At 65.8% G+C, this 21,241-nt stretch carries 21 protein-coding genes; all 21 read left to right on the top strand.

Annotated features, from left to right (window positions below; genetic code table 11):
- Nucleotides 1-16 precede the first annotated feature (16 nt).
- A complete protein-coding gene (locus V6M63_RS14540) occupies nt 17-3,895 on the top strand; it encodes an FAD/FMN-binding oxidoreductase (RefSeq protein ID WP_332742939.1) in 3,879 nt (1,292 codons plus the stop codon).
- A gap of 28 nt (nt 3,896-3,923) precedes the next feature.
- Nucleotides 3,924-4,337, top strand: a complete 414-nt coding sequence (locus V6M63_RS14535; protein ID WP_332742937.1) for a DUF971 domain-containing protein — start codon at nt 3,924-3,926, stop codon at nt 4,335-4,337.
- Between the two features lie 10 nt (nt 4,338-4,347).
- A complete protein-coding gene (gene ubiE, locus V6M63_RS14530; RefSeq protein ID WP_332742935.1) occupies nt 4,348-5,079 on the top strand; it encodes a bifunctional demethylmenaquinone methyltransferase/2-methoxy-6-polyprenyl-1,4-benzoquinol methylase UbiE in 732 nt (243 codons plus the stop codon).
- A 44-nt stretch (nt 5,080-5,123) separates the two neighbouring features.
- Nucleotides 5,124-6,125, top strand: a complete 1,002-nt coding sequence (locus V6M63_RS14525; protein WP_332742933.1) for a Tim44 domain-containing protein — start codon at nt 5,124-5,126, stop codon at nt 6,123-6,125.
- A gap of 90 nt (nt 6,126-6,215) precedes the next feature.
- Entirely contained in the window at nt 6,216-6,848 is a 633-nt protein-coding gene (locus V6M63_RS14520; RefSeq protein ID WP_332742931.1) for a ubiquinone biosynthesis accessory factor UbiJ, read from the top strand.
- A complete protein-coding gene (ubiB, locus tag V6M63_RS14515; RefSeq protein WP_332742929.1) occupies nt 6,845-8,410 on the top strand; it encodes a ubiquinone biosynthesis regulatory protein kinase UbiB in 1,566 nt (521 codons plus the stop codon). The genes V6M63_RS14520 and ubiB overlap by 4 nt, the downstream gene beginning before the upstream one ends.
- Before the next feature lie 163 nt (nt 8,411-8,573).
- Entirely contained in the window at nt 8,574-8,915 is a 342-nt protein-coding gene (locus V6M63_RS14510) for an FmdB family zinc ribbon protein (protein ID WP_332742927.1), read from the top strand.
- A 10-nt stretch (nt 8,916-8,925) separates the two neighbouring features.
- Nucleotides 8,926-9,603 (top strand): DUF502 domain-containing protein, encoded by a 678-nt coding sequence (locus tag V6M63_RS14505; protein WP_332742925.1) that lies wholly within the window; start codon nt 8,926-8,928, stop codon nt 9,601-9,603.
- Between the two features lie 48 nt (nt 9,604-9,651).
- Nucleotides 9,652-11,454 carry an aspartate--tRNA ligase gene (gene aspS / locus V6M63_RS14500; RefSeq protein WP_332742923.1) on the top strand — a complete coding sequence of 601 codons (1,803 nt, stop codon included), beginning with the start codon at nt 9,652-9,654 and terminating at the stop codon, nt 11,452-11,454.
- Nucleotides 11,455-11,610: 156 nt separating this feature from the next.
- On the top strand, nt 11,611-11,931 hold the full coding sequence (locus V6M63_RS14495) for a DUF883 family protein (protein WP_332742921.1): 321 nt from the start codon (nt 11,611-11,613) through the stop codon (nt 11,929-11,931).
- A gap of 11 nt (nt 11,932-11,942) precedes the next feature.
- Nucleotides 11,943-12,317 (top strand): phage holin family protein, encoded by a 375-nt coding sequence (locus V6M63_RS14490; protein ID WP_332742919.1) that lies wholly within the window; start codon nt 11,943-11,945, stop codon nt 12,315-12,317.
- Nucleotides 12,314-12,628, top strand: coding sequence for a YqjK family protein (locus tag V6M63_RS14485; protein ID WP_332742917.1), 315 nt, complete (start codon nt 12,314-12,316; stop codon nt 12,626-12,628). Before V6M63_RS14490 ends, V6M63_RS14485 begins: the two co-directional genes overlap by 4 nt.
- A 13-nt stretch (nt 12,629-12,641) precedes the next feature.
- Complete coding sequence (gene nudB / locus V6M63_RS14480) at nt 12,642-13,100, top strand: dihydroneopterin triphosphate diphosphatase (protein WP_332742915.1); 459 nt, start codon at nt 12,642-12,644, stop codon at nt 13,098-13,100.
- Nucleotides 13,101-13,141: 41 nt separating this feature from the next.
- Nucleotides 13,142-13,870, top strand: coding sequence for an endonuclease/exonuclease/phosphatase family protein (locus tag V6M63_RS14475; protein WP_332742912.1), 729 nt, complete (start codon nt 13,142-13,144; stop codon nt 13,868-13,870).
- Nucleotides 13,867-15,183: a cardiolipin synthase ClsB gene (gene clsB, locus V6M63_RS14470; RefSeq protein ID WP_442909592.1), complete on the top strand. Its 1,317-nt coding sequence runs from the start codon at nt 13,867-13,869 to the stop codon at nt 15,181-15,183. The genes V6M63_RS14475 and clsB overlap by 4 nt, the downstream gene beginning before the upstream one ends.
- Nucleotides 15,184-15,199: 16 nt before the next feature.
- On the top strand, nt 15,200-16,243 hold the full coding sequence (locus V6M63_RS14465; protein ID WP_332742910.1) for a ligase-associated DNA damage response exonuclease: 1,044 nt from the start codon (nt 15,200-15,202) through the stop codon (nt 16,241-16,243).
- Nucleotides 16,240-18,126: an ATP-dependent DNA ligase gene (locus tag V6M63_RS14460; protein WP_332742908.1), complete on the top strand. Its 1,887-nt coding sequence runs from the start codon at nt 16,240-16,242 to the stop codon at nt 18,124-18,126. Before V6M63_RS14465 ends, V6M63_RS14460 begins: the two co-directional genes overlap by 4 nt.
- Before the next feature lie 26 nt (nt 18,127-18,152).
- Nucleotides 18,153-18,878 carry a GTP cyclohydrolase I gene (gene folE / locus V6M63_RS14455; RefSeq protein WP_056273008.1) on the top strand — a complete coding sequence of 242 codons (726 nt, stop codon included), beginning with the start codon at nt 18,153-18,155 and terminating at the stop codon, nt 18,876-18,878.
- A gap of 29 nt (nt 18,879-18,907) precedes the next feature.
- Entirely contained in the window at nt 18,908-19,333 is a 426-nt protein-coding gene (locus V6M63_RS14450; RefSeq protein WP_332742905.1) for a BLUF domain-containing protein, read from the top strand.
- A 142-nt stretch (nt 19,334-19,475) separates the two neighbouring features.
- Entirely contained in the window at nt 19,476-20,357 is an 882-nt protein-coding gene (locus V6M63_RS14445; RefSeq protein WP_332742903.1) for a DMT family transporter, read from the top strand.
- 7 nt (nt 20,358-20,364) lie between these two features.
- Nucleotides 20,365-21,210 carry a DUF429 domain-containing protein gene (locus V6M63_RS14440; protein WP_332742901.1) on the top strand — a complete coding sequence of 282 codons (846 nt, stop codon included), beginning with the start codon at nt 20,365-20,367 and terminating at the stop codon, nt 21,208-21,210.
- Nucleotides 21,211-21,241: the final 31 nt, after the last annotated feature.

Raw genomic sequence — 21,241 nt, 5'->3', positions numbered from 1 at the left:
GGCGTCTGCCACACCCATGAACGCTCCCACACCGCTCTCGCTCTTCGCCGTGGCCACCGACGAAGCACCGCGCCTGCGCGAGATCCCGTACAACTACACCTCCTTCTCCGACCGTGAAATCGTGCAGCGCTTGCTGGGCGAGCGGGCCTGGACATTGTTGAACGAACTGCGTGGCGAACGCCGCACCGGCCGCTCGGCCCGCATGTTGTACGAGGTGCTGGGCGACATCTGGGTGGTGCAGCGCAATCCCTATCTGCAGGACGACCTGCTCGACACCCCGAAACGCCGCAAACAGCTGGTGGACGCCTTGCACCACCGCCTGACCGAGGTGCAGAAGCGCCGCACGCCGCAAGACGACGCCGGGCGCGACCAACTGGTGGCCGAGTTGCTCCAGGCCGCCAAGGGTGCGGTGGACGCCTTCTCGCGCTCGTTTGAAGACATGGCTGCGCTGCGCCAGCGCGCCACCAGGGCGCTGCGCAAGCTCACCGCGCACGACAACATCAAGTTCGACGGCCTCTCGCGCGTCTCGCACGTGACCGACGCGACCGACTGGCGCGTGGAATACCCCTTCGTGGTGCTCACGCCCGACACCGAAACCGAGATGGCCTTGCTGGTCAAAGGCTGCTACGAACTCGGTCTGACCATCATTCCCCGGGGCGGCGGCACCGGCTACACGGGCGGCGCGATCCCACTGACCTGGAAGAGTGCGGTGATCAACACCGAAAAGCTCGAAGCCATGACCGAAGTGGAATGGGTGAAGGCGCCCGGTCACGACAAACCCCTGCCCACCATCTGGACCGAAGCCGGCGTGGTGACGCAGCGCGTGGCCGATGCGGCCGAGCGCGCAGGTCACGTGTTCGCGGTTGACCCGACATCGGCCGAGGCCTCGTGCGTGGGTGGCAACATTGCCATGAACGCCGGCGGCAAGAAGGCCGTGCTCTGGGGCACGGCGCTGGACAACCTGTTGAGCTGGCGCATGGTCACGCCGCAGGCGCAGTGGCTCGAAGTCACCCGGCTGGACCACAACCTGGGCAAGATCCACGACGCCGAGGTGGCCAGCTTCGAATTGAAGTATTTCGAGGCCGACGGCAAGACGCCGGTGCGCACCGAACAGCTCGTGATCCCCGGCAAGACCTTCCGCAAGGAAGGCCTGGGCAAGGACGTGACCGACAAGTTCCTGAGTGGCCTGCCGGGCATCCAGAAAGAGGGTTGCGACGGCCTGATCACCAGCGCGCGCTGGGTGGTGCACCGCATGCCCGAGCATGTGCGCACCGTGTGCCTGGAGTTCTTCGGCAATCCGCGCGATTGCGTGCCCTCGATCGTGGAGATCAAGGACTTCATGTTCGCCGAGATGAAGCGCCCGGGTGGCGCCATCCTGGCCGGCCTGGAGCATCTGGACGACCGTTACCTCAAGGCCGTGGGCTACGCCACCAAGAGCAAGCGCGGCACCTTGCCCAAGATGGTGCTGGTGGGCGACATCGTGGGCGACGACGCCGACGCGGTGGCGCGCGCCACCAGCGAAGTCATTCGCCTGGCCAATTCGCGCAGCGGCGAAGGCTTTGTGGCCATCAGCGCCGAGGCACGCAAGAAATTCTGGCTCGACCGCAAGCGCACCGCGGCCATCAGCAAGCACACCAACGCCTTCAAGATCAACGAAGACGTGGTGATCCCGCTGCCACGCATGGGCGAGTACACCGAGGGCATCGAGCGCATCAACATCGAGCTCTCGCTGCGCAACAAGATCAAGCTGGCCGATGCACTGGAAGCCTTCTTTGCCAAGGGCCAGTTGCCCCTGGGCAAGACCGACGACGCCAACGACATTCCCAGCGCCGAGCTGCTCGAAGATCGCGTGCAACAGGCCCTGGTGCTGGTGCGCGAGGTGCGCGCGCTGTGGGCCGGCTGGCTGCGCGACGTGGACAGCCTGTTCCCGCAGTTGCAAGACCACCGCCTGCGCGCCAGCTGGAAAACGCAGCTGCGCGCCCCGCTGCAGCAGATATTCACCGGTGCCGCCTTCGGTGCGGTGCTGGACGAGTGCAACGCCATCCACCAGCGCGTGCTCAAGGGCCGCGTGTGGGCGGCGCTGCACATGCATGCAGGCGACGGCAACGTGCACACCAACCTGCCGGTCAACAGCGACGACTACGAGATGTTGCAGGCGGCGCACGAGGCTGTGGCCCGCATCATGGTGCTCGCGCGCAGCCTGGACGGCGTGATCTCCGGCGAACATGGCATCGGCATCACCAAGCTGGAGTTCCTCACCGACGAGGAACTGCGCCCCTTCGCCGAGTACAAGGACCGCGTCGACCCCGAAGGCCGCTTCAACAAGGGCAAGCTGCTGCGTCAGGGCGTGGTTACCGATGCCAGCCTGCGCAGCGCCGACCTGTCCCACGCCTACACCCCCAGCTTCGGCCTCATGGGCCACGAGTCGATCATCATGCAGCAGAGCGACATCGGCGCCATCGCCGATTCGGTCAAGGACTGCCTGCGCTGCGGCAAGTGCAAGCCGGTGTGTGCCACGCACGTGCCGCGCGCCAACCTGCTCTACAGCCCGCGCAACAAGATCCTGGCCACATCGCTGCTGGTGGAGGCCTTCCTGTACGAAGAACAGACCCGGCGCGGCATCAGCATCAAGCACTGGGAAGAGTTCGAAGATGTGGCCGACCACTGCACCGTGTGCCACAAGTGCCTGAGCCCGTGCCCCGTCAAGATCGATTTCGGCGACGTCACCATGAACATGCGCAATCTTTTGCGCAAGATGGGCAAGAAGAGCTTCCGTCCGGGCAATGCCGCGGCCATGTTTTTCCTGAACGCGACCAACCCCGAGACCATCAAGTTCATGCGCGGCGCCATGGTGGGCGTGGGCTTCAAGGCCCAGCGCATGGCCAACAAGCTGCTGAAGAAGGTGGCGCGCAAGCAGACGAGCGCACCGCCCGCCACGCTGGGACCGGCTCCTGTCAAGGAGCAGGTGATCCACTTCATCAACAAGAAGATGCCCGGAGGCCTGCCCAAGAAGACCGCGCGCGCCTTGCTGGACATTGAAGACAAGGACTACGTGCCCATCATCCGCAACCCGGCGGGCACCACGGCCGAGACCGAGGCGGTGTTTTACTTCCCCGGCTGCGGTTCCGAGCGCCTCTTCAGCCAGGTGGGGCTGGCCACGCAAGCCATGCTGTGGCATGCCGGCGTGCAGACCGTGTTGCCACCGGGGTACCTCTGCTGTGGCTATCCGCAGCGTGGCAGCGGCCAGTTCGACAAGGCCGAAAAAATCATCACCGACAACCGGGTGCTGTTCCACCGCGTGGCCAACACGCTGAACTACCTGGACATCAAGACCGTCGTGGTGAGCTGCGGCACCTGCTATGACCAACTGCAGGGCTACGAATTCGACAAGATCTTCCCTGGCTGCCGCATCATCGACATTCACGAATACCTGCTCGAAAAAGGCATCACGCTGCCAGCCGGGCAGGGCGGATACCTCTACCACGACCCCTGCCACACGCCGATGAAGCTGCAGGAGCCGATGAAGACGGTGAAGGCCCTGGTGGGCGACAACGTGATCGAAAGCAAGCGCTGCTGTGGTGAGTCGGGCACGCTGGGCGTGACCCGTCCCGACATCTCCACCCAGATCCGCTTCCGCAAGGAAGAAGAGCTGCTCAAGGGCGAGGCCGCCCTGCGCGCCGCCGGCACCGTGGGTGCGCAGGCCAACGTGAAGATACTGACCTCTTGCCCGAGCTGCCTGCAAGGCCTTACCCGCTATGGCGACGACCTGAACAATGGCCTGCTCGAAGCCGACTACATCGTCGTCGAAATGGCGCGTCAGATCCTGGGCGAAGACTGGCTGCCCGCCTACGTGGCCAAGGCCAACGAAGGCGGCATCGAACGCGTGCTGGTCTGACCCCGCAACACACACGGAGACATTTCCCATGGCCGGACTCGACAAGAACACGCCTTCGCCGCAATCGATCACGCTGCACCAGCAGTCTCACGTGCTCGAGATCGGCTTTTCCGATGGAAAGGAGTTCAGGATTCCGTTCGAGCTGATGCGCGTGTATTCGCCGTCGGCCGAGGTGCAGGGTCATGGCCCGGGCCAGGAAGTGCTGCAGACCGGCAAGCGCGAGGTCGGCATCATCGCCCTGGAGCCGGTGGGCAATTACGCCGTGCAGCCCACGTTCTCCGACGGCCACAGCTCGGGCATCTTCTCCTGGGATCTGCTGTATTTCCTCGGCTCGAAGCAGGACGAACTGTGGGCCGAGTACACCGCACGTCTGAGCGCCGCTGGCGTGGAGCGTGATGCACCCATGCCCGAAAAGGGCGGCCACGCCTGCGGCAGCCACTGAGGGCATCGCCATGGCAGACACCCATTTCGGCTTCAAGACCGTCGACGAGCGGGACAAGGCTTCCCGCGTGCGCAGCGTGTTCGACTCGGTCGCGCCCAAGTACGACGTCATGAACGACCTGATGTCGGGCGGCCTGCACCGGCTCTGGAAGCGCTACACGCTCACCGTGGCCAACCCGCAACCGGGCCACCGCGTGCTCGACATCGCGGGCGGCACCGGCGATCTGTCTCTTGCGTTCGCCAAGAAGGTTGGGCCCACTGGCCGGGTGGTGCACACCGATATCAACGAGGCGATGTTGCGCGAGGGCCGCACGCGCCTCCTTGATCTGGGCGTTGTGCTCCCCACCTTGGTGTGCGACGCTGAAAAGCTTCCGTTTGCCAACGATACGTTTGATTTCGTGTCGGTGGCCTTCGGGTTGCGCAACATGACGAACAAGGAACTTGCGCTGGCCGAGATGCATCGCACCCTCAAGCCAGGCGGCAAGTTGCTGGTGCTGGAGTTTTCCCGGGTGGCGAAACCGCTCGAAAAGGCTTATGACTGGTATTCGTTCAACATCCTGCCCAAGCTGGGCAAGCTGGTGGCCAACGACGAGGAGAGCTACCGCTACCTCGCCGAGTCCATCCGCATGCACCCGGGTCAGGAAGCATTGCGGCAGATGATGCGCAGCGCGGGCTTCGGTCACGTGGATGTGCACAACCTCACCGCCGGTGTGGTGGCGCTGCATGTGGGCATCAAATGCTGATCGTGGTTTGGATTTTTTGATTTTTGATCGAAGGGGACGGGAACATGAACAAGTTGTGGTCGGTGATGCTGGTTTGCGCGATGGCGCTGAGCTCGCAGGATGTCTGGGCCAAGCGCATGGGCGGCGGCTTTTCGATCGGCAAGCAGTCGGGCAACGTGACGCAGCGCAGTACCGCGCCCGCGCAGCAGCAGGCAGCGCCACAGGCGCCCGCACAGAATGCTGCTGCCCGTCCCGCCACCGCCAGCCCGGCGGCAGCGGCGCCCAAGCGTCCTTGGGGCGCCATGCTCGGCGGCCTGGCCGCAGGTCTTGGGCTGGCCTGGTTGGCCTCTTCCCTGGGCCTTGGTGAGGGTTTTGCACAGTTCCTGATGTTTGCCTTGCTGGCGGCGGTGGTCATGGCCGTGATCGGCATGGTGATGCGCCGTCGCGCAGCTTCCAACGGTGCCGGCAACATGGCTTACCAAGGTGCTGGTGGCCCGGCCACCCAATCGGGCAATTCGCAGTTTGATCCAGCCATGCCCCGCAGCTACCTGCCACACAACGTCGGCAACGATGCATCGGCCCGTCCGTGGGAGCGCAGTGGCTCCGCATCGCTCGACACGGCGTCCGCAGCGGGCGGCTCCGTGATCGGCGCAGCCCTCATGGGGCGCCAGACCTGGGGCGTGCCTGCCGGCTTTGATGCCGACGGCTTCCTCAAGGCTTCCAAGGCCAATTTCGTGAGCCTGCAAGATGCATGGGACCGCTCCGACATCCCCAGCCTGCGCGCCATGATGACCGACGGCATGCTGGAGCAGATTCGCAGCCAGTTGGCAGATCGTGAATCCACCAACGCCGGTGGCGTCAACAAGACCGAGGTGGTGATGCTCGACGCCCAGTTGCTCGGCATTGAGGAGCTGGACGACGAGTACATGGCCAGCGTGGAATTTTCGGGAATGATCCGCGAAGACGCATCGTCTGGCCCCAATCCGTTCCGCGAAGTCTGGAACATCACGCGACCCAAGGCCGGCTCGGGCGGTTGGCTGGTGGCGGGCGTTCAGGCGCTGCAATAACGTCAATGGGTCGGGTCCACGACCCGACCTTGTCCGGGCAATGGCCGATGGTGCCGCCCGCCAGGTTTTATCCGTCAAAATCGGGTGGTCATGAAAAATGAACCACCCGATTCTTCGTCCGGACCAGGCGCTTCTGGCGCCTCGCCTCTGAACTTCCTGCAATCCTTGCTGGGCTCGATCCGCCCGCCCGACTGGGTGGTGGACGAGTTGCAGAACCGGCTCGTGCTGTTCCTCAACCACGTGTTGATGCAGGAGCCAGCCGCGCAGGATCGCTTGAAACGCCAGAAGGGCAAGCCCGTGCGCATCCAGTGGGGCGACTTCCACCTCACGCTGGCGCCCACCGCAGCCGGTTTGCTGGAGCGCTGTGCGCCCGGTGCGAAGCCCGAACTCGGCGTCACGCTCACCCAGACTTCACCCCTGGAGCTCGCCCAGAGCGTGCTGGCCGGCCAGAAACCGGGCGTGGACATCCAGGGTGACGTGCAACTTGCGGCCGAGGTGGCCTGGTTGGTGGACAACGTGCGCTGGGATGTCGAAGAAGACCTGTCCCGGGTGGTCGGCGACGCCACCGCTCACACCATCGCGCGGTTCGCGCGGTCCGCAGCCACGGCCATCAAGTCCTTCGTGGCCCGCATGCCCGAAGGCTTTCCCCCAAGGAACCCATTCACCAGCGCGCCCGCGTCCGATGCCGGCGTGCCGCCGCACGACGGCGGACCCAGCGCATGACGCGGCTCTTTCGCGGCGCCTTCATTGTCTGGGTGGTGTTGCGCTACGGGCTGGACGAGCTGGTGCTCTCCAGCTTCCGCGGCCGCTGGATCCGCCTGCTCACCCGCGTCGTTTCCGTTGGCCGCAACCTGGATGCGCCCCGCGGCGAGCGTCTGCGCGAGGCCCTGGAGCGCCTGGGGCCGATCTTCGTGAAGTTCGGCCAGGTTCTGTCGACCCGCCGTGACCTGCTTCCGTCCGACATCGCCGACGAACTCGCCCGACTGCAGGATCGGGTACCCCCGTTTCCCAGTGAAGTGGCCGTGGCCAGCATCGAGCGTGCGTTCGGCAAGCCGCTGTCCGAGGTGTTCACGCACTTCGAACAGGTGCCGGTGGCCAGCGCGTCGATCGCCCAGGTGCACTTTGCGACCCTGCGCGACGGCCGCCATGGCGGGCGCGAAGTGGCGGTGAAGGTGCTGCGGCCCAACATGCTGGCCGTGATCGACAAGGACCTGGGCCTCATGCGCATGATGGCTGGCTGGGTCGAACGGCTTTCCGCCGACGGCAAACGCCTCAAGCCGCGTGAGGTGGTGGGCGAGTTCGACAAATACCTGCACGACGAATTGGACCTGCTGCGCGAGGCGTCGAACGCCGCGCAACTGCGCCGCAACATGCAGGGCCTTGATCTGGTGCTGATCCCGGAAATGCTCTGGGACTATTGCTACACCGAGGTGATGGTGATGGAGCGCATGCATGGCCTGCCCATCAACAAGGTCGACGAATTGCGCGCCCTGGGCGTGGACATCCCGAAGCTCGCGCGCGACGGCGTGACCCTGTTTTTCACCCAGGTGTTCCGCGATGGTTTCTTCCATGCCGACATGCACCCGGGCAACATCCAGGTGAGCACGGAGCCAGCCACGTTCGGGCGCTACATCTCGCTGGATTTCGGCATCGTCGGCACACTCACCGAGTTCGACAAGGAATACCTGGCGCAGAACTTCACCGCCTTCTTCCGGCGCGACTACAAACGCGTGGCCGAGCTGCACATCGAGTCCGGTTGGGTGCCCGCCGAGACGCGTGTGGACGAGCTCGAGTCGGCCATCCGTGCGGTGTGTGAACCGTACTTCGACCGCCCGCTCAAGGAGATTTCGCTTGGCCTGGTGCTCATGCGCCTGTTCCAGACCTCACGCCGCTTCCAGGTGGAAATCCAGCCCCAGCTCGTGCTGTTGCAGAAAACCCTGCTCAACATCGAAGGCCTGGGCAGAGAACTCGATCCCGAGCTGGATCTCTGGAACACCGCCAAGCCGTTCCTGGAGAAGTGGATGATCGAGCAGGTGGGGCCGCAGAAGCTGCTGCAGCAACTCAAGGCCGAAGCACCGCAATACGCCAAGCTGCTGCCCGCGCTGCCACGCCTGCTGCACGACTACCTGCATCACAAGCCGCACGAACTGCGGCGCGAACTCGACAGTCTGCTGGCCGAGCAGCGACGCACCAACCGCCTGCTGCAAGCCATCCTGTATGGCGGACTGGGCTTTTTGCTCGGGCTCATCGTGATGCAGGTGCTGGTGCGCGTGCGCCTCTGGTGAAGACGGGCGGCTGCGTGCCGCCCGGGGCCGACGCCCGGCAGGGGCGCCTGACACCCCCTCAATTTATAATGACGGGTTTTGTTCCGCTTCCACCGCGGAATGCAGTGCGCCCGCCGGGTGACTGCCTTGACCGGACACCCCCCTTCTTCACCAGGTTCACGCCATGCCCATCTATGCCTACAAGTGCGAGTCCTGCGGCCATGCCAAGGACGTGCTGCAGAAAATGTCCGACGACCCGCTCACCGTGTGCCCGGCCTGCGGTCAATCCAGCTTCAAGAAACAGCTGACCGCTGCCGGCTTCCAGCTCAAGGGCTCGGGCTGGTACGTCACCGATTTCCGCGAGGGCAGCAAGCCCGCCGCCACACCAGCCGCCGAGGGCGCGCCCGCTGCCGCGGCGCCCGCCAAGCCGGCCGGTGACGCTGCCGCACCCGCGCCTGCCGCTGCACCCGCAGCCGCGCCGGCTCCCGCCGCACCGACCACACCGACCACACCGTCGGGCTCCTGAGTTATCCCGCATGCCGTCGTTTCGCAAATGGTTGTTCTCGGGCCTGCTGGTGCTGGTGCCCCTGATCATCACGCTGTGGGTGCTGGAGTGGGTGGTCAGCACGCTCGACCAGACCCTGCGCATCCTGCCCAGCAGCTGGCAGCCCGATCAGGTGTTCGGCATGCACATTCCTGGCCTGGGTGTGGTGTTCGCGCTGGTGGTCGTGCTCTCCATCGGTGCCCTGGCATCCAACATCATCGGCAACAAGCTGGTGAGCTGGTGGCACGCGCTGCTGCACCGCATTCCCGTGGTGCGCTCCATCTACTCGGGCGTCAAGCAGGTGTCGGACACGTTGTTTTCCGAGAAGGGAAACGCGTTTCGCAAGGCCTTGCTGGTCGAGTGGCCGCACGAAGGCATGTGGACCATCGGCTTCCTCACGGGTTCACCCGCGGGTGACGTGCTGACCCACCTGCAATCCATGCCCGGTGGCGCCGAGCACGACGAATTCCACAGCGTGTACGTGCCCACCACCCCCAACCCCACCGGCGGCTACTTCGTGATGGTGCGCAAGAGCGCCTGCGTGGAGCTGCAGATGAGCGTGGATGAAGCGCTGACCTACATCGTGTCCATGGGCGTGATCGTGCCCGGCGGACCCAAGAATCCGCACCTCAAGGTAGGCGCCGACGGCGCCATCCAGAAGACCCCCTGATCTCTCCCTGCGGGCCCGACCTGCGAACCTGTTGAAAGAAGAAGCGAAATGGCGATGCGTACCCACTATTGCGGTCTGGTGACCGAGGCTCAACTGGGCGAAACCGTGAAGCTGTGCGGCTGGGTGAACCGCCGCCGCGACCACGGTGGCGTGATCTTCATCGACCTGCGTGATCGCGAAGGTTATGTGCAGGTGGTGTGCGACCCCGATCGCGCCGAGATGTTCAAGACCGCTGAGGACGTGCGCAACGAATTCTGCGTGCAGGTCACCGGCCTGGTGCGCGCGCGCCCCGCCGGCACCACCAACGACAAGCTCAAGAGCGGCCAGATCGAGGTGCTTTGCCACGAACTGAAGGTGCTCAACCCCTCGGTCACGCCACCCTTCCAGCTTGACGACGAAAACCTCTCCGAGACCACACGCCTGACGCACCGCGTGCTCGACCTGCGCCGCCCCTACATGCAGAACAACCTGATGCTGCGCTACCGCGTGGCCATGGAAGTGCGCAAGTTTCTGGACGCCAACGGCTTCATCGACATCGAAACACCGATGCTCACCAAGAGCACGCCCGAGGGCGCGCGCGACTACCTCGTGCCCAGCCGCGTGCACGACGGCCACTTCTTTGCGCTGCCGCAGTCGCCCCAACTCTTCAAGCAGCTGCTGATGGTGGCCGGCTTCGATCGCTACTACCAGATCACCAAGTGCTTCCGCGACGAGGACCTGCGCGCCGACCGCCAGCCCGAGTTCACGCAGATCGATATCGAGACCTCGTTCCTGACCGAGGAAGACATCCGCGACATGTTCCAGGGCATGATCAAGACGGTGTTCCAGAACACGCTGGGCGTGGACCTGGGCGAATTCCCGGTGATGGCCTACAGCGAAGCCATGCACCGCTTCGGCTCCGACAAGCCCGACCTGCGCGTGACGCTGGAGTTCACCGAACTCACCGACGTGATGGGCGATGTGGACTTCAAGGTCTTCTCGGCGCCCGCCACCATGAAGGGTGGCCGCGTGGTCGCCCTGTGCGTGCGCGGCGGCGCCGACATGAGCCGCAGCGAGATCGATGCCTACACCGAATTCGTCAAGATCTACGGTGCCAAGGGCCTGGCCTGGATCAAGGTCAACGACGCCTCCAAGGGCCGCGACGGCCTGCAGAGCCCGATCGTGAAGAACCTGCACGACAAGGCCGTGGCCGACATCCTGGCGCGCACGAAGGCGCAGAACGGCGACATCATCTTCTTCGGCGCCGACAAGGCCAAGGTGGTCAACGACGCCATTGGTGCGCTGCGCCTGAAGATTGGCCACAGCGAGCTGGGCAAGAAGAACGGCCTGTTCGAGAGCCGCTGGGCACCGATGTGGGTGGTCGATTTCCCGATGTTCGAACACGACGAGGAAGCCGATCGCTGGACCGCCGTGCACCACCCCTTCACTGCGCCGAAAGACGGCCACGAAGACTGGATGGTCACCGCGCCCGAGAAGTGCATTGCCAAGGGCTACGACATGGTGCTCAACGGCTGGGAGATCGGTGGCGGTTCTGTGCGCATTCACACCGCAGCGGTGCAGCAGAAGGTGTTCGATGCGCTGAAGATCACGCCCGAGGAGGCCCAGGTCAAGTTCGGCTTCCTGCTCGATGCGCTGCAATACGGTGCGCCGCCCCACGGCGGCCTGGCCTTCGGCCTGGACCGCATCGTCACCCTGATGACCGGTGCCGAATCGATCCGCGACGTGATTGCCTTCCCCAAGACCCAGCGCGCCCAGTGCCTGTTGACCCAGGCACCCAGCCTGGTGGACGAGAAACAGCTGCGCGAGCTGCACATCCGCCTGCGCAACACGGACCTGGCCAAGTCCGCCTGACCTGCGGCTTCGGCAACACCAAAAAGGGCGACGACGGTCGCCCTTTTTTTTGGTGATGGGCGAGGGCGGATCCACACCACAGAGCAGCGGTAACAAAACGTACGGCGTGGTACGGGTACGGGTTTGTTAGGATGACTTTTTGAAAGGAGCCCATCCATGAGCAAGAACGCCCAAGACACCCTGGCCAACAAGGAGAAGCTGGTCGCCGACCTGCAGCGCGTCATTGCCGACGCCGAAGAGTTGATGGTGGCCACCGCCCACCAGACCGAAGGCAAGGTGGCGGAGTTGCGCGAGCGCATCAACGAAAACCTGCGCCTGGCCCGCCACAAGCTGCTGGACGCGGAAGACGCGATCAAGGAGAAGAGCCGTGAGATGGCCCGCGTCACCGACGACTACGTGCACGAACACCCCTGGCGCGCCGTGGGCACGGCTGCCGGCATCGGCTTGGTGATCGGTCTGCTCATCAGCCGGCGTTGACCGGACTCGGCATGTCTGTGCCAACGACCCGTTTGTCGGCCTCGCTCAAGGGGTTGACCGCCACCGTGCTGGAACTGCTCCAGCTGCGGCTGGAGCTGCTCAGCGTGGAAGCGCAGGAGGAAGTGTTGCGCGTCGGCGGCCTGCTGGTCTACGGCGCCGTGGCGGTGGCCTTCCTCAGCCTGGGACTGGGCTTTCTGGCCATGCTGATCACCGTGGCACTCTGGGACACCCATCGCCTCGTGCCGTTGGCGGTGTTCGCCGGGCTGTTTCTGGGTTTGGGCGGTGTGGCGGCCTGGCTCGCCCGCGAGCGCGTGCGCAGCGGCACCAGGCTGTTTTCGGCCACGATCGAGGAACTCCAGCAGGACCGAGAAGTGCTTCGCTCATGACCACACGCAAGCCCGACCGTGCCGCGCAGTTGGCTCGCCGACGCCAGGTGCTCGTGCACCGGTCCGGGCGCCTGCGCGTTCAGGTGGTTGACCGGTTGCAGGTGGTCCAGCCTGCGCTGGCCTGGGCCGACCGTTTGCAGGACGCCTGGCGCTGGTTGCGGGCGAACCCGCTGGCCGTGGCGGGGAGCTTGCTGGCGGTCGCCATTTGGCGGCCGCGCCGATCGTTGGGGTGGGCGCTGCGGGTGTGGTCGGCCTGGAAGCTGTTGCAGCGGGCACGTTCGGCCGGCCATGCGGCCTCTCGCCTCTTCTGACCTTCTTTTTTTCATGGTGGCGAAGATCCCGCAATCGGTGCTGGTCGTGATCCACACGCCGGCGTTGGAGGTGCTGCTGATCGAGCGCGCGGACGCGCCAGGCTTCTGGCAATCGGTGACCGGCTCCAAGGACACGCTGGATGAGTCGTTTGAACTCGCCGCGGTGCGCGAGGTGGCCGAGGAAACCGGGCTGAACGCACGAGCGAGCGGCCACGCGCTCACCGACTGGGCGCTGGAGAACGTGTACGAGATCTATCCGCAGTGGCGCCATCGCTACGCGCCGGGAGTGACGCACAACACCGAGCATCTGTTCGGGCTGTGCATCCCAGAGCCCGTGACCGTGCTGTTGAGCCCGCGCGAACACCGCGACCAGGTGTGGTTGCCGTGGACGCGAGCGGCCGAACGCTGCTTCTCGCCGTCGAATGCCGAGGCGATCTCCTGGCTGCCCAGAATGGCGGCGAGGCTGAACTGATTTGCACATGTCGCGGGTGGTGTTGGTGGCATGATTTGCTCATGAGCATTCTTCGCGTCGCCACCTACAACATCCACAAAGGCGTACAAGGCCTGGGTCCCACGAGGCGGTTGGAGATCCACAACCTCGCACACGCCGTGGAGCAGTTCGATGCCGACATCGTCTGCCTGCAGGAGGTGCGTCAACACAACCGCAAGCTTGAGAAGCACTTCACCCGCTGGCCCGACCTGGACCAGGCAAACTACCTGACACCCGACGGCTACGAGGCCGTTTACCGCACCAATGCCACCACGCGCCACGGCGAACACGGCAACGCGCTGCTCTCACGCTGGCCGGTGATCGACAGCCGGCACTCCGACGTCTCCGACCACCGCTTCGAACAGCGCGGACTGCTGCACGTGCAGCTGTTGATCGAAGGCATCGACGTGCACGTGGTCGTGGTTCACCTGGGGTTGATCCATGCCAGCCGAGCGCGCCAGGTGCAGCGCCTGGGCGAGTACGTCGCCACCGGAGTGCCCGAGACCGCGCCGCTGATCGTGGCCGGCGATTTCAACGACTGGGGCGCGCAACTGCTGCGGCCCATGGCAGACCTGGGCCTGCGCACCTTCGAAGGCATCCGTTTGCCGACCTACCCCTCGCGCCTGCCGCTGCTGCACCTGGACCGCATCTTCGTGCGGGGGTTGCGACCGGTCTCGGCGCAGGTGCCGCACGGGCGGGCCTGGTCGCGCATGTCGGACCACCTGCCACTGATCGCCGAGCTGGAGTTGTGAAAGCCGCCGACAAGTTGTTGCGCCGCTCGCGCGCTGTGCGCGGTGCCTTGCGAGGCGGTCACCAGCTGTTGCTGCTGCAGGGCGGCGCCGAGCTCTTCCCGGCCCTGGTGGCCGCCATGGATGCCGCGCGCCGTGTGGTGCATCTGGAAACCTACATTTTCGAGTTCGCAGGCTCTGCGCTCAGCGTGGCCGAAGCGATGGAACGCGCAGCCCGACGTGGCGTGGTGGTGCGGCTCGTGATCGACGGCGTGGGCACGCCGACGGTGCCCACGTCCTGGCAACAGCGGTTTGACGAGGCGGGCGTGCATTGGCACATCTATGCGCCGCTGGGGCGCTTCGGCCTGGTGCTGCCCAGCCGCTGGCGGCGGCTGCACCGCAAGCTCTGCGTGGTCGACGGCACGGTGGGCTTTTGCGGCGGCATCAACATCATCGACGACCAGGACGACGTGGCGCTGGGCAAGCTGGATGCACCGCGACTGGACTTTTCGCTGCGCGTGGCCGGGCCCTTGGTGCGCGACATGGCCGAGACCATGGAGCAGCTCTGGTGGCGCCTGCAAGCCGCTCGCAGCGCACGTCGGCGCGAGTTCAAGGCAGCGTGGGAGGCCTTGCGGGAATCGCGTCCCGTCGGTGATTTCTCGCGCCTGCTGCAGAAGCTCGACACGGCCCACACCAGCCCGCGGGAAGCGGGCAGCAACAGCACGTTTGGCGACGCGGCCACCATCCCCCTGGGCGTGGACAGTGCGCGCGCCACCTTGCTGCTGCGCGACAACGTGAGCCATCGGCACGACATCGAGCGCGCCTACCTCAAGGCGATCGGCGCAGCGCGGCGCGAGATCGTGATCGCCAACGCGTACTTCATTCCCGGTCGCAAGCTGCGCCGCGCGCTCATCCTGGCGGCCGCGCGGGGCGTGCGGGTGCGCCTGCTGTCGCAGGGCAAGTATGAGAACTTCTTCCAGTACCGCGCCGCGCGGCCGGTCTACCAGCACCTGGTCAACGCCGGCATCGAGATCCACGAGTACGCACCCAGTGCCCTGCATGCCAAGGTGGCGGTGGTGGACGAGCGCTGGGCCACGGTGGGTTCGACCAACCTGGACCCGCTCTCGATGCTGCTGGCGCGTGAAGCCAATGTGATGACCACCGACCAGCGCTTTGCCCGCCTGCTGCGCAGCCACCTCGATGGGCTGGTGCAAAACGCCGGTGACATGGTCGATGTGCGGGCTTTGAGCAGCCGGCACTGGACGCAGCGCGTGCTCGACCGCATTGCCTTCGGCATCATGCGCGCCACCCTGTTCGTCACTGGCCACCGCTATTGAAGTAACTCCCAAGGCCATGAACGACGATCTGATCGTCCAGCGCCCGCAAGGTCTGTACTGCCCGCCAGGCGACTTCTACATCGACCCGTGGCGCCGGGTCGAGCGCGCCGTGATCACCCATGCGCACGCCGACCACGCACGCCCTGGCCACGCGCACTACCTGGCCACCGCTGTGTCCGAGGGTCTGCTGCGCTCGCGCCTGGGACAGGGCATCACGCTGCAAGGGCTGGCCTACGGTGAGGTGGTGGAGCACAACGGCGTGCGCATTTCGCTGCACCCGGCCGGCCACGTGCTGGGTTCGGCCCAGGTGCGGGTGGAGCATGGCGGCCGGGTGTGGGTGGCCAGCGGCGACTACCGCACCACACCGGCCGGTGCCCCCCCCGACCGCACCTGCACGCCCTTCGAACCAGTGCCCTGCGATGTTTTCATCACCGAATCCACTTTCGGCCTGCCCATCTACCGCTGGCGGTCGGACGCGGAGCTGTTCGGCCAGATCGACCAATGGTGGGCCGACAACGCCGAGGCCGGGCGCGCCAGCGTGCTGATCTGCTACAGCCTGGGCAAGGCGCAGCGCATCCTGGGCGGGGTGGATGCGTCCATCGGCCCCATCGTCTGCCATGGTGTGGTCGAACCGCTCAACCGCGCCTACCGCGCCGCCGGTATTGCGCTGCCCGAGACGTTGACGGTGAGCGACGCGAACGACAAGACCAGCCTGCAGCGCGCGCTGGTGCTGTGCCCCGGCAGCGCGCTGGGCACGCCGTGGATCAAGCGCTTCGGTGATTTTTCGGACGCGTTTGCCAGCGGCTGGATGCAGGTGCGCGGACAGCGCCGGCGTGGCGGGCACGACCGCGGCTTCGTGCTCAGCGACCACGCCGACTGGCCCGGGCTGCTCGGTGCCATCGGTGCCAGTGGTGCCGAACGCGTGATCGTCACCCACGGCAGCGTTCCGGTGCTGGTGCGTTACCTGCAGGAGCAAGGGCTGCAGGCCGAAGGCTTCGAGACCGAGTACGGTGACGAACACGAGACCCGAACCGGGACCACGCCAGCGTCGACCCCATGAAGCGCTTTGCCGACCTGTTCGCCGAGCTGGATGCGACCACCGCCACCAGCGCCAAGGTGACCGCGCTGAGGCGTTACCTGGGCGCCGTCGACGACGCCGATGCGGCCTGGGCCGTGTACTTCCTCTCGGGCGGCAAACCGCGCCAGTTGATCAAGACCGCGCAGTTGCGCGCCCTGGCGCAAGAGGCTTCCGGATTGCCCGAATGGTTGTTTGAAGCGAGCTACCAGACCGTCGGCGACTTGGCCGAGACCATCGCGCTGGTGCTGCCCGCTCCCGAGAGCACCGAGGGCCTGGAGGCCGGCCTGAGCGACTGGATGGAGCAGCGTCTGCTGCCCCTGCGCGGGCAGGGCGAGGACATCGTGGCCATGGCGGTGCGCGCCTGGTGGCGCGAGCTGGACATGACCGGGCGGTTCCTGCTGGTCAAACTGGTGGGCGGCGGCTTCCGTGTGGGCGTGAGCAAGCTGCTGGTGCAGCGCGCCATCGCTCAACACGCGGGGCTGGACGCCAAACAGGTGGCCGCGCGCATGATGGGTTTCACCGACAGCAAGCGCCTCCCGACGGCGGCCATGTACCGCGCCCTGATCGCACCGGCCGGTGAAGCGGGCAACGAACATGCCGGACGCGAGCCCAGCCAGCCCTATCCGTTCTTTCTCGCCAGCCCGCTGGGCATGGATGCCGGCGACGACCTGCTGGGCCTGGAAGTGGCCAGCACCGACGTCGCGCAGGCCATGCAGGCGCGCCTGGGCCCCGCCACCGACTGGCTGGCCGAATGGAAGTTCGATGGCATCCGCGGCCAGATCGTCAAACGCGGCGGTCAGGTGTGGGTGTGGTCGCGCGGGGAAGAGCTCATGAGCGAGCGCTTCCCGGAACTGCAGGCCCTCGCCCAGCGTTGGCCCGACGGCACGGTGGTCGATGGCGAGATCCTGGTGTGGGACGAGGGTGATGGCGTGAGCGCCTTGCCCGGCAACGACCGGCCCGGCCGACCCGCACCGTTTGCCTTGCTGCAACAGCGCATTGGCCGCAAGACACTGAACGCCAAAGTGCTGGCCGATGCGCCGGTGAACTTCATGGCCTACGACCTGCTGGAAGCCGATGCGCAAGACCTGCGCGCGCAGCCACAGACCGAACGCCGCGCGCGCCTGGAGGCCCTGGCCCGGGGCATGAACGCCGTGTCGGGCCCGCGCCTGTGGCTCTCACCCGGCATCGCCGCCAGCGACTGGCCCACGCTCGCCGAGCAGCGGTCGAAGGCGCGCGAACTCGGCGTGGAGGGACTGATGCTCAAGCATCGCCGCAGCACTTATGGCACCGGCCGGCAGAAGCGCTGGACCGGCCCGGGCACCCAAACCGAAGACGGGGTGGTGGCCTGGTGGAAATGGAAGATCGACCCGCTGAGCATCGACGGCGTGTTGATCTACGCCCAGGCCGGCCACGGCCGCCGCGCCTCGGTCTACACCGACTACACGTTCGCGGTCTGGAACCGCTTGCCGGCCAGCGCCGAAGAGGCGCAGGCCGTGGTGGAGGCGATCGCTCGCCGAGAACCCGCCGTGCCCGGCGCGCTGCAACTGGTGGCCTTCACCAAAGCCTATTCGGGCCTGAGCGACGAAGAATTCAAGTCGGTCGACGCCGTGATCCGCCAGCACACGCTGGAGAAGTTCGGCCCGGTGCGCAGCGTGCGACCGACCCTGGTGTTTGAACTCGCCTTCGAAGGCATCGCCCGCAGCACCCGCCACAAGAGCGGTGTGGCGCTGCGCTTTCCGCGCATGCAACGCATCCGTTACGACAAGCCATTGCACGAGGCGAGCACCTTGCAGGAGCTGGAAGCCTTGCTGGGCGATGGAACGGGGGCGGCTCCACATCCCGGGAAAAGCCTTATTCATGCTTGAAAGAAAAGCGGGTGATAGCATGCCCCATGCTCATGAAATCCGACTCCGCCATGACCCCAGCCGTCCCCGACGACGACCACGGAACACCTGTCTCCGTCAAGATCCGCGAGCGCGTGAAGGCGGCTCGCCAGCGCTTTCACTCGAACGACAACATCGCCGAATTCATCCGGCCCGGTGAACTCGACCTGTTGCTCGACGAGGTGGCCGAGAAGATGAAGGGCGTGCTCGACAGCATGGTCATCGACCTCGACAACGACCACAACACCGGCGACACCGCGCGCCGCGTGGCCAAGATGTACATCAAGGAAGTGTTCAACGGCCGCTACGTCAAGGGTCCGGCGGTGACCGAATTCCCGAACGCCGAACACCTCAACGAGCTGATGATCGTGGGTCCCATCACCGTGCGCAGTGCCTGCAGCCACCATTTCTGTCCGGTGATCGGCCGCATCTGGATCGGGGTGATGCCCAACGAGCACACCAACGTGATCGGTCTGTCCAAGTACGCGCGCCTGGCCGAGTGGATCATGGGCCGCCCGCAGATCCAGGAAGAAGCCGTGGTGCAGCTGGCCGACCTGATCCAGGAGAAGACACAGCCCGACGGCCTGGCCATCGTGATGGAGGCCAGCCACTACTGCATGGCCTGGCGCGGAGTGAAGGACATGGACAGCAAGATGATCAACTCGGTCATGCGCGGCGTGTTCCTCAAAGACCCCAACCTGCGGCGCGAGTTCCTGTCGCTCATCCCGCGCTGAATTCACCGCTCATCCAGAAGAAGACCGCCATGCTTGTCCGCCTCCTCTACGTCAGCCGCGCTGTCGAAAAAGACTCCCCCCGTGTCATCGAGTCCATCCTGGAATCCGCGCGTTCGCACAACATGGGCCACGGCATCACCGGCGTGCTGTGCTATGGCGGTGGCGTGTTCCTGCAAGCCATCGAAGGCGGCCGCAGCGCGGTCAACACGCTCTACAGCCACATCGTGGCCGATCCGCGCCACTCGGACGTGGAGTTGCTGCACTATGAAGAGATCACCGAGCGCCGCTTCGGGGGCTGGACCATGGGTCAGGTCAATCTGACCAAGCTCAACATCTCCATCGTGCTGAAGTACTCGGAGAAGCCCGAGTTCGATCCGTACCTGGTCTCGGGCAAGGTTTCCCTGGCCCTGCTCGAAGAGCTGATGGCAACCGCGAGCATCATCGGCCGGGCTTGAAGGGTTGAGGAACTCCCCCCTGCGCCGCTGCGCGGCTTCCCCCCTCTCTGGAGCGCCTGCGGCGCCTGGAAGGGGGACGGCACCTGTGGCCGGCAGAGCCGGACCCTTGGTGCCCCTGGAATCCGGCTTCTTCTGACGCTGCATGTCGCTGACCGCCCTGGGCCTGATCGTTCTCGCGGGCCTGATCCACGCCTGCTGGAACATCGCCGCCAAGAAGGCAGGGGGCGACGCACGCTTCGCGTTCTTCAGCGCCTTTTTCATGATGCTGGTGTGGGCGCCGCTGGGCTGGTGGATGGGACGCGATGTGGTGGCCGACTGGGGCGCCATCGAGTGGGCGCTGGTGCTGGCCAGCGGAGTGCTCCACGTCTTCTACTACGTGATCCTGCTGCGCGGCTACCGCAAGTCCGACCTCACCGTGGTTTACCCCATGGCGCGCGGCACGGGGCCGCTGTTGTCCTCCCTGGTCGCCATCGTGCTGCTGGGTGAGCAGATCTCTGCCCTCGGCGTGGCGGGCATTGCCGGCGTGGTGGGTGGCGTGTTCCTCATTGCCGGCGGGCCCGGCCTGCTGCGCGCGGCGCACGACCCGGTGGCACGCAAGCGCGTGCACAAGGGCATGGTGTACGGCGTGGTCACGGGTGTCTTCATAGCGGCCTACACGGTGGTCGACGGCTACGCGGTCAAGGTGGTGTTGATGTCGCCCATCCTGGTGGACTACATGGGCAATTTCGTGCGCGTGGCGCTGCTGGCGCCCAGCGTGCTGCGCGACCTGCCCACCGCTCGCCAGCTGTGGCACACGCAGTGGCGCTACGCGCTGCTCGTGGCGGTGGTCAGCCCGGTGGCCTATGTGCTGGTGCTCTTCGCCATGCAACAGGCGCCGTTGTCGCACGTGGCGCCCGCGCGCGAGGTGTCGATGTTGTTCGCAGCGCTCATCGGCGGGCAGTTGCTCGGCGAAGGCGACCGCCTCGCGCGCTTGCTCGGGGCCATCTTGATCGCCGCCGGCGTGGTGGCGCTGGCGCTGGGATGATCGCGGCATGACGACTTCACCTTCGCCAGTCTTGTTGGGCTGCGATTTCACCAGCGCGCCGAGCCGACGCAAACCGATCGTTCTGGCGGTCGGCCGGACGGAGCGCAACCGCGTGGTCTTGAATGGCATTGAGCGCTTCGAGACGCTCGATGCCTGGTTGGCGCGCATGTCGGCACCCGGCACCTGGGTGGGCGGCTTTGACCTGCCCTTTGGCTTGCCGCGTGAGCTGGTGACCGCCTTGGGCTGGCCCACCGACTGGGCCGCCTGCATGGCGCACTACGGCGGCCTCAGCCGGGAATCCATTCGCGAGTCGTTTGCCGGGTTTTGCAACGCACGTCCGGTGGGGGGCAAGTTTGCCCACCGTACCACCGACGGCCCGGCGGGTTCGAGCCCCAGCATGAAGTGGGTCAATCCGCCGGTGGCCTTCATGCTGCATGCGGGCGTGCCGCGTCTCATGGCGGCAGGCCTCACCTTGCCGGGTCTGCAGCCGGGCGATGGCTCGCGTGTGGGCCTGGAGGCCTACCCCGGCCTGCTGGCGCGCAGCGTGCTCGGTGCCACGTCGTACAAGAGTGATGACAAGGCCAAGCAGACACCTGATCGGCTGATCGCCCGCAAGACGCTGATCAACGCGCTGGAAAACGGCCAGGCACCGCTGCTGCTGGCTGGTGGCCTGCGCCTGAAGCTCACGCACGCCCAGCGCGATCAATTGGCCGACGATGCCAGCGGCGACAGTCTGGACGCCGTGCTCTGCCTGCTGCAAGCCGCCTGGGCGCAAGCGCAGCACGCTGCGGGCCACCCGCGCTGGGGCTTGCCAGAATTCGATCCGCTGGAAGGCTGGATCGTGACCGCCTGACACCCCACGATACCTACAATGGCCGCGAGCC

Source organism: Hydrogenophaga sp. (assembly GCF_036675665.1).
In the GTDB taxonomy this organism is placed as follows: domain Bacteria; phylum Pseudomonadota; class Gammaproteobacteria; order Burkholderiales; family Burkholderiaceae_C; genus Hydrogenophaga.
This window is presented reverse-complemented; position numbering and strand designations above follow the sequence as displayed.